The organism is Streptomyces sp. NPDC057136 (assembly GCF_042670885.1).
GTDB lineage: Bacteria > Actinomycetota > Actinomycetes > Streptomycetales > Streptomycetaceae > Streptomyces.
Window position 1 is genome coordinate 44,238 of record NZ_JBHUUV010000005.1, and the last position, 12,840, is coordinate 57,077.

At 71.0% G+C, this 12,840-nt stretch carries 12 protein-coding genes; 1 reads left to right on the forward strand and 11 read right to left on the reverse strand.

Annotated features, from left to right (window positions below; translation table 11 throughout):
- Positions 1 to 73: 73 nt before the first annotated feature.
- The 3 genes from rpe to fmt form a co-directional block, all read right to left on the reverse strand.
- Complete coding sequence (gene rpe / locus ACFT7S_RS08315; RefSeq protein ID WP_382728685.1) at positions 74 to 757, reverse strand: ribulose-phosphate 3-epimerase; 684 nt, start codon at positions 755 to 757, stop codon at positions 74 to 76.
- A gap of 113 nt (positions 758 to 870) precedes the next feature.
- The gene (locus ACFT7S_RS08320; protein WP_382728688.1) at positions 871 to 2,304 is read right to left on the reverse strand and encodes an RsmB/NOP family class I SAM-dependent RNA methyltransferase; all 1,434 of its coding nucleotides are present in this window, start codon (positions 2,302 to 2,304) and stop codon (positions 871 to 873) included.
- 55 nt (positions 2,305 to 2,359) lie between these two features.
- Positions 2,360 to 3,292 carry a methionyl-tRNA formyltransferase gene (gene fmt / locus ACFT7S_RS08325; RefSeq protein ID WP_382728690.1) on the reverse strand — a complete coding sequence of 311 codons (933 nt, stop codon included), beginning with the start codon at positions 3,290 to 3,292 and terminating at the stop codon, positions 2,360 to 2,362.
- Between the two features lie 249 nt (positions 3,293 to 3,541).
- On the opposite strand from fmt, the gene ACFT7S_RS08330 reads away from it, so the two are divergent.
- Positions 3,542 to 4,114, forward strand: coding sequence for a hypothetical protein (locus tag ACFT7S_RS08330; protein ID WP_382728692.1), 573 nt, complete (start codon positions 3,542 to 3,544; stop codon positions 4,112 to 4,114).
- A gap of 98 nt (positions 4,115 to 4,212) precedes the next feature.
- Here the strand turns inward: ACFT7S_RS08330 and ACFT7S_RS08335 are convergent, their stop codons facing one another.
- The 8 genes from ACFT7S_RS08335 to ACFT7S_RS08370 form a co-directional block, all read right to left on the reverse strand.
- Entirely contained in the window at positions 4,213 to 6,357 is a 2,145-nt protein-coding gene (locus tag ACFT7S_RS08335; protein ID WP_382728695.1) for a primosomal protein N', read from the reverse strand.
- 115 nt (positions 6,358 to 6,472) lie between these two features.
- The gene (metK, locus tag ACFT7S_RS08340; protein ID WP_382728698.1) at positions 6,473 to 7,681 is read right to left on the reverse strand and encodes a methionine adenosyltransferase; all 1,209 of its coding nucleotides are present in this window, start codon (positions 7,679 to 7,681) and stop codon (positions 6,473 to 6,475) included.
- Positions 7,682 to 7,922: 241 nt separating this feature from the next.
- A complete protein-coding gene (gene coaBC / locus ACFT7S_RS08345) occupies positions 7,923 to 9,125 on the reverse strand; it encodes a bifunctional phosphopantothenoylcysteine decarboxylase/phosphopantothenate--cysteine ligase CoaBC (protein ID WP_382728699.1) in 1,203 nt (400 codons plus the stop codon).
- A 116-nt stretch (positions 9,126 to 9,241) separates the two neighbouring features.
- Positions 9,242 to 9,514, reverse strand: a complete 273-nt coding sequence (gene rpoZ, locus ACFT7S_RS08350) for a DNA-directed RNA polymerase subunit omega (protein ID WP_003970369.1) — start codon at positions 9,512 to 9,514, stop codon at positions 9,242 to 9,244.
- A gap of 85 nt (positions 9,515 to 9,599) precedes the next feature.
- Positions 9,600 to 10,217 (reverse strand): guanylate kinase, encoded by a 618-nt coding sequence (gene gmk, locus ACFT7S_RS08355; RefSeq protein WP_382728702.1) that lies wholly within the window; start codon positions 10,215 to 10,217, stop codon positions 9,600 to 9,602.
- A 38-nt stretch (positions 10,218 to 10,255) separates the two neighbouring features.
- Positions 10,256 to 10,579 carry an integration host factor gene (locus ACFT7S_RS08360; protein WP_056787057.1) on the reverse strand — a complete coding sequence of 108 codons (324 nt, stop codon included), beginning with the start codon at positions 10,577 to 10,579 and terminating at the stop codon, positions 10,256 to 10,258.
- Between the two features lie 243 nt (positions 10,580 to 10,822).
- A complete protein-coding gene (gene pyrF / locus ACFT7S_RS08365) occupies positions 10,823 to 11,662 on the reverse strand; it encodes an orotidine-5'-phosphate decarboxylase (protein WP_382728706.1) in 840 nt (279 codons plus the stop codon).
- Positions 11,659 to 12,768: a quinone-dependent dihydroorotate dehydrogenase gene (locus ACFT7S_RS08370; protein ID WP_382729213.1), complete on the reverse strand. Its 1,110-nt coding sequence runs from the start codon at positions 12,766 to 12,768 to the stop codon at positions 11,659 to 11,661. The genes pyrF and ACFT7S_RS08370 overlap by 4 nt, the downstream gene beginning before the upstream one ends.
- Positions 12,769 to 12,840: the final 72 nt, after the last annotated feature.

The following is a 12,840-nucleotide window of genomic DNA, read 5'->3' on the forward strand; positions in this document are numbered from 1 at the left end:
GATACGCCGTTCATCCTGTCAGATCCGGCGATCCTTGATCAGCCACGTCGGGCCGCGTTCATCTGCCCTTGGTTCAGTGGTTGCATGCCCAGGAGGAGGCGGCCGTGGCCGCGTCCGCCTGGGCCCTCAGTCCCCGCACCGCCTCGGCCGGGTCCGCGGCTCCGTACACCGCCGAGCCCGCGACGAACACATCGGCGCCGGCTTCGGCGCACCGCTCGATGGTCGTGGCGGAGACTCCGCCGTCCACCTGGAGCCACAGTTCGAGACCGTGCTTCGAGATCAGTTCACGGGTGCGGCGGATCTTCGGCAGCATGATGTCGAGGAACGACTGGCCGCCGAAGCCCGGCTCCACCGTCATGATCAGCAACATGTCGAGTTCGGGGAGGAGATCCTCGTACGGCTCGATGGGCGTGGCGGGCTTGAGCGCCATCGAGGCGCGCGCCCCCTTCGCCCTGATCTCCCTGGCCAGCCGCACCGGCGCCGCCGCGGCCTCCACGTGGAAGGTGACGGAACCGGCACCCGCCTCGACGTACTGCGGCGCCCAGCGGTCCGCGTCCTCGATCATGAGATGGCAGTCCAGCGGAGTGTCCGTGGCCTTGCTCAGCGCCTCCACGATCGGCACGCCGAGCGTCAGGTTGGGCACAAAGTGGTTGTCCATCACGTCGACATGGAGCCAGTCGGCGCCTTCGACGGCCTTCGCCTCCTCGGCGAGACGCGCGAAGTCGGCGGACAGGATGCTGGGGTTGATCTGGGCCATGCCCCCAGCCTGCCACGTTCCGCGCCACTTCCCCGCCTCGGTGCGTCTCAAAGCCTCACGGGATCATCACAGTTCGCGCAATCCCGGCTTTTCGCCGCTCTTTTGCCTCCGGTTCAGCCGGTGCGGCGCAGCAGCGCGAGGTACATCGCGTCCGTGCCGTGCAGGTGGGGCCAGAGCTGCACGTCGGGTCCTTCGCCCAGCGCGGGCACTCCCGGCATCAGGGGACGCGCGTCCACCCACTCGGCCTCGAAGGGCTGTCCGCCGCGGCCCTTGAGTACGTCGTCGACGACGACCCGGGTCTCCGCGAGATGCGGCGAACAAGTCGCGTAGCCGACGACTCCACCGATCCGCACGGCCTTCAACGCCTCGCGCAGCAGGCCTCGTTGGAGCGGAGCGAAGCTTTCGAGGTCCGCCGCCTTGCGCCGCCAGCGTGCTTCCGGGCGACGGCGCAGCGCGCCCAGTCCGGAGCACGGAACGTCCATCAGGACCCGGTCGAAGGAGCCCGGCTGCCACGGCGGACGGGTGCCGTCGGCGGTGATCACCTGGTACGGGCCCGGGTTGCCGGCCAGCGAGCGCTCGACGAGCCGCGCGCGGTGCGGCTGCTTCTCGGCGGCGAGCAGTGCCGCGCCCCGGCCGGCCGCGAGAGCCGCCAGCAGAGCGGCCTTGCCGCCGGGTCCCGCGCAGCCGTCGAGCCAGCGGCTGTCCCTGCCCTCCACCGGCGCGTTGGCCAGCGCGGCGGCGACGAGCTGACTGCCCTCGTCCTGCACTCCGGCCCGGCCGTCCTGGACGGCGGTCAGAGCGCCCGGCTCGCCGCCCTCGGCCATCCGTACGGCATAGGGCGACCAGCGGCCGGGAAGACCGTTGTCCTCGCCGAGAGCGGTCAGGAGTTCCTCGGTGGTGGAGCGGCCCGGCCGGGCGACCAGGGTCACCTCGGGCCGTTCGTTGTCGGCTTCGAGCAGGTCCTCGATGCCCGCACGGCCGCCGCCGAGGGCGTCCCATAGAGCGGAGACGATCCATCGCGGATGCGAGTGGACGATGGAGAGATGGTCCTCGGCGTCCTTCTCGTACGACGGGGCGACCAGCTCCACCCAGCCGTCCAGGTCGTGCGCCGTCACCTTCCGCAGTACGGCGTTGACGAACTTGGCGCGCCCCTCGCCCAGCACCACCCGGGCCAGCTCCACGCTGGCCGAGACGGCGGCATGGGTCGGAATCCGGGTGCCCAGCAGCTGGTGCACGCCCATGTTGAGGACGTCCAGCACCGGCGGGTCGACCTCGCGCAGCGGCCGGTCGATGCAGGCGGCGACGATCGCGTCGTACGTCCCCTGCCGGCGCAGCGTCCCGTAGACCAGCTCGGTCGCGAGCGCCGCGTCCCTGCCGTCGAAGTCGCCCTTGGCCCGTGCCTTCTTCAGCAGGGGAGGCAGGACGAGGTTGGCGTACGCATCGCGTTCGTCGACGGCCCGCAGCGCCTCGAAGGCGAGGAACCGGACAGGGTCCTTCTGGGGACGGCGATGCGGCTTGGCAGGACGGCGACGCTGCTGGTCTGTCACGAGAAAGGTGCTCCGCTGATGGTGAGAGGACGAACCCTCACAGGGTACGTCGCGGCTACATCCCCACCAGTTCGCCCGGCACGATCCGTACCCCGCGCGCCCAGTCGGCGCCCCGCATCGGCTTCTTCCCCTGCGGCTGCACCCACAGCAGCTCCACGGCGTGCGAGCCGGTGCCGACGTACACGTTGTTCTTGGCGGCGGACAGCTCGCCCGGGGCCAGGTCGGTGCGGTCGAGGACCGGCACGGCCTGGATCAGCTTGAGGCGTTCCCCGCGGAAGAGCGTCCAGGCGCCGGGGGCGGGGGTGCAGCCCCGGATCACCCGGTCGACCCGCAGCGCGGGTGCGGACCAATGCACCTGGGCGTCCTCGACGGTGATCTTGGGCGCGAGGGTGATGCCGTCGGCCGGCTGCGGCACCGCGTGCAGCGTGCCGTCCTCGATGCCGTCCATGGTCGCGGCGAGCAGCCCCGCACCGGCGAAGGCGAGCCGGGTCAGGACGTCGCCGCTGGTGTCGGTGGGACGCACTTCCTCGGTCAGGACGCCGTACACCGGTCCGGAGTCCAGCCCCTCCTCGATCAGGAACGTCGAGGCGCCGGTCACTTCGTCGCCCGCCATGACCGCGTGCTGCACGGGTGCGGCGCCCCGCCATGCGGGCAGGAGCGAGAAGTGGAGGTTGACCCAGCCACGGGCGGGCACGGCGAGCGCCGCCTTGGGCAGCAGCGCCCCGTAGGCGACGACGGGACAGCAGTCCGGCGCGATCTCCCGCAGCCGCGCGAGGAAGTCCTCGTCCCTCGGCTTGAGGGGCTTGAGGACCTCGATCCCGGCCTCCTCGGCGCGCTCGGCGACGGGGCTGGCGACCAGCCGGCGCCCCCGCCCTGCGGGTGCGTCGGGCCGGGTGACGACGGCGGCCACTTCATGTCGGCCGGAGGCGAGCAGGACGTCCAGGGCGGGTACGGCTACCTCTGGGGTGCCTGCGAAGACGAGCTTCATGGGGGCTGACTGCCTCTCGGGCCGAAACGTACGGTGATGAGCAGCACACCAGTCTAGGGCCTCTCGTTTGCCCCGGAACCGCGCCCGTGCCGGGGGCGTACGCGTGGCCGTGCGCCCCTCGCAAATGCACATACGCCCCGATAGCGTGACCACATCCCCCGGTGGCGCGTTGGTCAAAGGAGATTGACCGAAGTGGGCCGCCTCGGTGTGGCCCCGATCCCTTTCATCGCCGGTTCGAGAGGCTTCTTCATGGCCGACCACGCAACCCACGACGCCCAAGCGCGGGCCAGTCTGCATCTTCTGGTGCGGGACATCGAGCGGGTCCGGCGGCAGGTGGACGCGCTGCGCACCCTCACCGCCCAGCTGGGCAACGTCTACCGTCCGCGCCGCTCCGGCCCGTCAGCGGGCTTCGTCGTCTACGGCAGGGCCCCGGCCCCCACCGTCCGGCTGGCCCAGGAACTGCGGGACAGCGTCGAAACCCTGGTCACGGCGGCGGTCGACTTCGACCGCTCGCTCGGATTCTCCTGGGACGCGGTGGGCTCGGCCCTCGGGGTCACGAAGCAGGCGGTACACCGCCGTTACGGTGCCCGCCGCAATGCGCCCAACCCCGCAGCGGCCGAGGGGGCCGTCGCCGCCGAGAACGCCACGCAGCGGCCCGTGGCCATGGTCCCCGGTATGCCTGGGGCTCCTGTTACCCCCTCCGGTCCCACCCTTCCCTCCGTACCCGCGGCCCGCTCGATGCCGCCCCAGCCCTCGACGGCCGGTCCTTCGCTGCGGGAGGAGCTGCGCCCCGGCGCCTTCCCCGGCCCACGCAACGGCTGACGGCGCCGCCACACCCTCTGCCCCTCCGTGCCGTGCGCACGGCGGGGCAGTCCCATGTGCGCCGCTGCTCCGCTCTTCCTCAGCCGATGTCCGGTGGATCAGCCGATGTCCGGCGGATCGATCCTGATCCGGACGGGGTCTCCACCGCCCTTCGCCATCCGCGCCGCCTGCGCCGTCTTCAGCGCCGCGGCGAGCGCCGCTCCCCGCCCTGGCTCCACCCGGACCAGCGCCCGCTCCCAGGTCTCGCCCGGCGGGGCGTCCCACGGCCTGCGGGGCCGTCCGGGCTCGGCGGCCGGCACCGGAACAGGTCCCAGGATCTGCGCCTCCGGCGGCAGTTCGGCGGCGGCGAGGAACGCGGCCAGCGCCTCGGCGGGACCGGTGACGGAGGCCATCCGGGACACCGGCGGGAAGCCGAGCTCGGCCCGCTCCGCCAGCTCACGCCGTGCGTACCCGGCGGGGTCCCAGCGCACCAGTGCCTGCACGGCCCGCAGCGTCGGCTCCGCGACGATCACAACAGTGCCGCCCTCGCTCTGCCCGCGTACCAGCGAGGCGGCGGAGGTCCACCGGCGCAGCGCCTCCTCACCGGCCCGCAGGTCGGGTCTGCCGAGCATGGCCCAGCCGTCCAGCAGCAGCGCCGCGGCGTACCCGCCCTCGGCGACCGGTTCGGCGCCCGGGGTGCTGACCACCAACGCGGGCGCGTCCGGCACCGAATCCAGGATGTGGTCACGCCCGGACGTCCGGACCGGCACGGCGGGGAAGGCCCTGCCCAGCTCCTCCGCCGTCCTGCGGGCCCCGACGATCTGGGCCCGCAACCGGAAGGACCCGCAGCTCTCGCAGTGCCAGGACGTCTCGGCGCGCCCGCACCAGGCGCAGTTGAGGTCCTGCTGGTCCGGGGCCTCCAGCGGCCCGGCGCAGTGCCGGCACCGCGCGGGCGTCCGGCAGCGCTCACAGGCCAGCCGGGGCGCGTAACCCCGGCGGGGCACCTGGACCAGGACCGGACCGGTGCGCAGTCCGTCCCGGACGGTCTGCCAGGCGAGGCTGGGCAGCCGCGCACTCCGGGCCGCGCCGTCCCGCGCCAGCTCGCCGTCCCCGACGGTACGCACGAGGGGCGCCGCGCTCCTCAGCTGCTCCCGGTCCGCGCTCAGGGGCAGTGCCCAGCCGGTCTCGACGAGTTGGGCGGCCTCCACGGTGCAGCTCGTGCCGCCGAGCAGAAAGGCGCATCTGCCGTGCGCGGCCCGTAGCTCCAGCACCTCCCGGACATGCGGGAACGGCGCGTTGTCGTCGCTGTGGCTGGAGTCGCCGTCGTCCCAGATCACGACGAGGCCGAGATCGGCGACGGGTGCGAACATCGCGGCACGCGTCCCGACGACCGCCCGCAGGGAACCGCGGCGCACCGCGAGCCACTGCCGGTAGCGCTTCTCCGGACCGGAGTCCGCTGTCAGGAGCGTGTGCCGCCCCTCTCCCAGCAGTCCGGTCAGCGCAGTGTCCACCCGCGCGGCGACCCGGCCGTCCGGTACGACGACGAGCGCGCCCCGTCCCGAGGCGAGCGTGGCGGCCACCGCCCTGGCGATCTCCTCGGGCCAGTGCGGGCCCGGCAGAGCGGTCCATACGGCGCGCGGCGCTCCGCCTTCGGCCAGGGCACGGAGAAACGCGGGCCCCTGGCCGTATCTCTCCCAGCTCCCGGGCTCCGGCGGGGCAGGCGGTGGCAAGGGCTCCGGGGACGGTTTGGACTCGGCCCTGCCGTTCCTGGGCGGCACGGCGAGCTGGAGGACATCGGCGAGGCTGCCCGCGTACCGGTCGGCGACGGCCCTCGAGAGCGCGAGCAGCTCCGGGCCGAGCACCGGTTCGGGCGAGACGACGTAGGCGAGGGCGGCGAGCGCCCCCTGGTAGTCCGATTCGGCGCGCCGCTCGATGAGGAATCCGTCGATCAGCCCGCCGCCCTCGCGTCGGCCGCCGCGGACGTTGCGCCCCCCCGCGCCGAACCGCACCCGCACCCGGACACCGGGCTGGGCGTCGGCGTCGAGCTCCTCGGGGACGGCGTAGTCGAAGTACTGGTCGAGATGGAGCACGCCCTTGTTGACCAGGACCCGGGCGACGGGCAGCTCCTTGGCCAGCGCGGCCCCGCGCCAGGTGCGCGGCTTGGCCCGCGGCACCTGTGCCTTGCGCACGGCCTCCCGGATCAGCGCAAGCTGCTCCGGCGCCCCGGCGTCGGGTTCAGCGGATCGCTCGTTGTCGCTGCTCACAGCCAAATTCCTACCAGACGGCACTGACAGCGGCGCCGGGCGTCACGACGCCGGGGCCCGGACACCACGATCGGTGTCCGGGCCCCGGCATGAGCCAGACGGCTGCGGGCGTTCGTTACAGACCCGCGGCCCTGCGCAGTGCTTCCACGCGGTCGGTGCGCTCCCAGGTGAAGTCGGGGAGCTCGCGGCCGAAGTGGCCGTAGGCCGCGGTCTGGGCGTAGATCGGGCGCAGCAGGTCGAGGTCGCGGATGATCGCGGCGGGGCGGAGGTCGAAGACCTCACCGATCGCGTGCTCGATCATCTCCGTGTCGATCGTGGCCGTACCGAAGGTCTCGACGAACAGACCGACGGGCTCGGCCTTGCCGATCGCGTAGGCCACCTGGACCTCGCAGCGGGCGGCGAGCCCGGCCGCGACGACGTTCTTCGCGACCCAGCGCATCGCGTACGCCGCCGAACGGTCGACCTTCGACGGGTCCTTGCCCGAGAAGGCGCCACCGCCGTGACGGGCCATGCCGCCGTAGGTGTCGATGATGATCTTGCGGCCGGTGAGGCCGGCGTCGCCCATCGGGCCGCCGATCTCGAAGCGGCCGGTCGGGTTCACCAGGAGGCGGTAGCCCTCGGTCTCCAGCTTGATGCCGTCCTCGATGAGCTGCGCCAGGACGTGCTCGACGACGAACTCACGGATGTCCGGCGCGAGCAGCGAGTCCAGGTCGATGTCCGACGCGTGCTGCGAGGAGACGACGACCGTGTCGAGGCGGACGGCCTTGTCGCCGTCGTACTCGATGGTGACCTGCGTCTTGCCGTCGGGGCGCAGGTACGGGATGGTCCCGTTCTTGCGTACCTCGGACAGCCGGCGCGAGAGCCGGTGCGCGATGTGGATCGGGAGCGGCATCAGCTCGGGCGTCTCGTCGCAGGCGTAGCCGAACATGAGGCCCTGGTCGCCGGCACCCTGCTTGTCGAGCTCGTCCTCGTCGCCCTCGACGCGCTGCTCGTACGCCGTGTCGACGCCCTGCGCGATGTCCGGGGACTGCGCGCCGATGGATACCGAGACGCCGCAGGAGGCGCCGTCGAAGCCCTTTTTGGAGGAGTCGTAGCCGATCTCCAGGACCTTGTTGCGTACAAGGTTGGGGATGTCGGCGTAGGCCTTGGTCGTGACCTCACCCGCGACATGCACGAGACCAGTTGTGATCAAGGTCTCGACGGCGACGCGCGAGGAAGGGTCCTCGCGCAGGAGCGCATCGAGAATCGTGTCGCTGATCTGGTCAGCGATCTTGTCGGGGTGACCCTCGGTGACGGACTCCGAGGTGAAGAGACGGCGGGACACATCGCTCCCTGGGGTTGCAGCGGCTGCTGGCTGATCATTGATGGAACGTCCGGGAGCTGCGCCCGGCACATTCCGTCGGCCAGTTTATCGGTCGCTTCCGGCGGTTGGGCCACGCGTCTCGCTCCTTGGGAGTTCTGTGACATGCGGCACTGATGACACCAGTGTGACAATCCCTCCTGCTGGGCGACATAAACATCCAATTTCCAATATTTTCGGCCACCCAGAAGAGGGAACCTGGAATCTAGCCGAAACGCGCTGCCACCAGGTCCCAGACCGTGTCGGCAAGGGCCTCCTTGGGCCCGTACGGCACCGGGGTCTCGCCGCCGTCCGCGGCCAGCACGACGGCTTCGTTCTCCTCGGAGCCGAAGGTCTTGCGCTCCCCCACCTCGTTGACGACCAGCAGGTCGCAGCCCTTGCGGCGGAGCTTCTCGCGACCGTTGGCCAGCACGTTGTCCGTCTCGGCCGCGAATCCGACGACGAGCTGACCGGGCCGGGCCCTGTCGGCGGAGATTTCGGCGAGGATGTCCGGGTTACGGACCAGGGCCACGGGCTCCGGCTCCCGCCCGTCCTTCTTCTTGATCTTGCCTGTCGCGTACACCGCGGGGCGGAAGTCGGCGACGGCCGCCGCCATCACCACCACGTCGGCGTCTGCTGCGGCCTTCAGCATGGCCTCGCGCAGCTGTACGGCGGTCCCGGCCCGCAGGACATCGGCTCCCGCCGGGTCCGGCAGGCCGGTGTTGGCCTCGACGAGGGTGACGCGGGCGCCCCGGGCGACCGCGGTGCGGGCCAGGGCGTAGCCCTGCTTCCCGGAGGAGCGGTTACCGAGATAGCGGACGGGGTCGAGCGGCTCTCGCGTGCCGCCCGCGCTGATGACCACGTGGCGGCCGGCGAGGTCGGGGGCGGCGGTTCCTCTGGCGAGAATCCGCCGGCAGACCTCGAAGATCTCGCCCGGATCGGGCAGCCGGCCCTTGCCGGTGTCGACTCCGGTGAGCCGGCCGACGGCCGGCTCGATGACGACGGCCCCGCGCCTGCGCAGCGTGGCGACGTTCTCCTGGGTGGCCGGGTGCTCCCACATCTCGGTGTGCATGGCGGGCGCGAAGACCACCGGACAGCGGGCCGTGAGCAGCGTGTTGGTGAGGAGGTCGTCCGCGAGGCCGTGGGCGGCCCTGGCGAGCATGTCGGCGGTCGCGGGCGCCACGACGACGAGATCGGCGGCCTGTCCTGTACGGACGTGCGGCACCTGGTGGACGTCGTTCCAGACCTCGGTCGACACGGGGTGGCCGGAGAGCGCGGACCAGGTGGCGGCCCCCACGAAGTGCAGCGACGCCTCGGTCGGCACGACCTGGACGTCGTGACCGGACTCGGTCAGCCGGCGCAGCAACTCGCACGCCTTGTAGGCGGCGATGCCTCCGCTGACCCCCAGGACGACCTTCGGCTTGTCCACTGCCTCTCCCCGCACTCGTGATCCCGGCGCACCCGGCTGCGTACGCACCGTCCCATAAGACACCACAGGCCCGGCGGTGGGACCGCCGGGCCTGTGGTGAAGGTGCTGGTTTCTGCTTACTGCGCGGGGCCCTCGATGGCCTCGGAGGTCAGCAGACCCGCATTGATCTCGCGGAGCGCGATCGAGAGCGGCTTCTCGTGAACGTGGGTGTCGACAAGCGGGCCGACGTACTCAAGGAGACCTTCGCCGAGCTGCGAGTAGTACGCGTTGATCTGACGCGCGCGCTTGGCGGCGTAGATCACGAGGCTGTACTTCGAGTCGGTGGCCTCGAGGAGCTCATCAATCGGCGGGTTGATGATGCCCTCGGGCGTGGTGATGGAAGAGGACACTCTCTGCCTTCCGAAGGGGGTAGAGATCAAAGAGAATCTTTGATCGCGCTGGGTTCCGTGCTGGTGGCTCTCCGTGTCAGTGGCGTCAGCCGCTGCTGTCACGGTTGCCGGAAGCCTGCAGCATCAAGGCTAGCAGCTCGCGTGCTACATCCTCGACCGAGGTGTTGACAAGCGTCGTATCGAACTCGGACTCGGCGGCCAGCTCGATCTTGGCGGCCGCGAGCCTGCGCTCGATCACGTCGGGTGCTTCTGTCCCGCGGCCGGTGAGCCGGCGCACCAGTTCGTCCCAGCTCGGCGGAGCCAGGAAGACCAGCTGTGCGTCGGACATCGACTCGCGGACCAGCCGGGCGCCCTGGAGATCGATCTCCAGCAGCACCGGCTCGCCCGCTTCCAGGCGGTCGAGGACGGCGCGGCGCGGTGTGCCGTAGCGGTTGCCCGCGAACTCCGCCCACTCCAGCAGCTCGCCGTTGGCGACGAGCTTGTCGAACTCCTCGTTCTCCACGAAGAAGTAGTGGACACCGTTGCGTTCGCCGGGTCGGGGCTTGCGGGTCGTGGCCGATACGGAGAGCCAGACCTCGGGGTGGACCTTGCGCATATGCGCGACGACCGTGCTCTTGCCGACACCCGAAGGGCCGGAGAGCACGGTCAGCCGCGGACGTACGTCCGGGGGTACGGGGGACGTCCCCCGGGATGTTGCAGCCATGGAGCGATTATCCAGGTTCTCAGGAGTGCCTGAGAACCTCAGGCGGCGCTGCCGCCGAACTCACGCTCCAGAGATGCGATCTGATTGGAGCCGAGACCCCGCACCCGGCGGCTCTCGGAGATGCCGAGCCGCTCCATGATCTGCTTGGCACGGACCTTGCCCACACCGGGCAGGGACTCCAGGAGCGCGGAGACCTTCATCTTGCCGATGACGTCGTTCTCCCGGCCCGACTTGATGACCTCATGGAGCGAGGCGCCGGAGTGCTTGAGTCGATTCTTGACCTCGGCCCGCTCCCGGCGAGCCGCGGCGGCCTTTTCGAGCGCGGCTGCGCGCTGTTCAGGGGTAAGGGGCGGAAGAGCCACGCCTACGTCACCTCGGATGTCGATCTGTCGGATACGGACCGGTGAGGAACCTAGTCGCCCCACACCACGTGAGCAACGGACAACGTGTGCTCGTTGACTCTCGACGGAGACTAGCGGCCAAGGGCGCCAGAGTCAGCGAGAACGCAGTAAAAGTCCTGGTCAGCCTCAGCCTACCGGGACTTTTCCGGCATATTGACCCGGATTTTGGTCAGGAATTCGTCAACACGCTGTTACATGGCATGGTCAGCTTTCCGAGACGGCCGCACGGACCTCGTCCGCGAACCGTCCGGCGGCTTCGCGCAGCCCGGAAACGTCCGGACCGTGACGCAGCACTCCCCGGCTCACGCTGGGCACCACATTGCCCACCGCGGCGCCGAACACACCCGGAAGATCCGCAGGGGTCGCACCCTGGGCGCCGATGCCGGGAGCGAGCAGCGGACCGTTGATCGCCAGATTCACCCCGGCGTCGCCGAGCGTGGCACCGACCACCGCGCCCACCGAGCCGAGCGGCGTGACGCCCTCGTTCTCCGCGGCCATGTGGTCGAGCATCACCTGAGCCAGCGACCGGCCGTCGGCCGCGGTCGCGCGCTGCACCTCCACACCCTCGGGGTTGGAGGTGAGCGCGAGCACGAAGACACCGGCGCCGGAGACCGCCGCCGCGTCGAGCGCCGGGCGCAGCGAACCGAAGCCCAGGTACGGCGAGACGGTGACCGCGTCGGAGAACAGCGGCGAGTCCTTGTCCAGGTAGGTCGCCGCATAGGCGCCCATCGTGGAGCCGATGTCGCCCCGCTTGGCGTCCATCAGGACCAGGGCGCCGGCCGCCCGCGCCTCCGCGACGGCCTTCTCCAGGACGGCGACGCCCCGCGAGCCGAAGCGCTCGAAGAACGCGGACTGCGGCTTGAGCACCGCGACCCGGTCGGCCAGCGCCTCGACGACCGTACGCGTGAAGCGCTCCAGGCCCGCGATGTCGTCGTTCAGGCCCCAGGAGGTGAGCAGCGAGGCGTGCGGGTCGATGCCCACGCAGAGCGGGCCGCGGGTGTCCATGGCGCGGCGCAGACGTGCGCCGAAGGGTTCAAGGGTCACTTCATGACCTTCCGTGTCTCGGCGCCGACGGCTTCGGCGAGGGTGGCGTACGGGGAGGCGGCCAGGCGTGCGGCCAGGCCCTGGTGGATCGCGCGGGCGTAGAACGGGCCCTCGTAGATGAAGGCGCTGTAGCCCTGGACGAGCGTGGCACCGGCGAGGATGCGCTGCCAGGCGTCCTCGGCGTTCTCGATGCCCCCGACTCCGACGAGCGTGATCCGGTCGCCCACCCGGGCGTACAGACGGCTCAGGACCTCGAGGGAGCGCTCCTTGAGGGGCGCGCCGGAGAGGCCGCCGGTCTCCTCGACCAGGGACGGCGAGGACTTCAGGCCGAGGCTGTCACGGGCGATGGTGGTGTTGGTGGCGATGATGCCGTCCAGGCCGAGCTCCACCGCGAGGTCGGCGACCGCGTCGACGTCCTCGTCGGCGAGGTCGGGGGCGATCTTGACGAGGAGCGGGACCCGCCGGTCCGTGACGGTCCGGTCGGCGGCCTCGCGCACGGCCGAGAGCAGCGGGCGCAGCGCCTCGGTCGCCTGGAGGTTGCGCAGGCCGGGGGTATTGGGCGAGGAGACGTTCACGACGAGGTAGTCGGCGTGGGCGGCCAGGCGCTCGGTCGACTTCACGTAGTCGCCGGCCGCTTCGGCCTCCGGGACGACCTTGGTCTTGCCGATGTTGACGCCGACGGTCGTCCGGAAGACGGGGTTACGGGCTGCCAGCCGCTCGGCCACGGCCGCGGAACCCTCGTTGTTGAACCCCATGCGGTTGATCAGCGCACGGTCCTCGACGAGGCGGAAGAGGCGCTTCTTGGGGTTGCCGGGCTGCGGTTCGCCGGTGACCGTACCGATCTCGATGTGATCGAAGCCGAGCATCGACATGCCGTCGATCGCGATGGCGTTCTTGTCGAAGCCGGCCGCGAGACCGAACGGTCCGTGCATACGCAGGCCGAGGGCCTCGGTACGCAGTTCCTTGTGGCGGGGGGCGAGCACGGCGGCGACGAAGGTGCGCAGCACGGGGACGCGGGCGGCCAGGCGGATCCAGCGGAAGGCGAGGTAATGCGCCTGCTCCGGGTCCGTGCGCTTGAAGACCAGCTGGAAGAAGAGTTTGTACATCAGAGGTGTCCTCATGAAGAGGGGGACACCGTTTCCGGTGTCCCCCATCTGGGCATAGAAGGTCCGGCACTT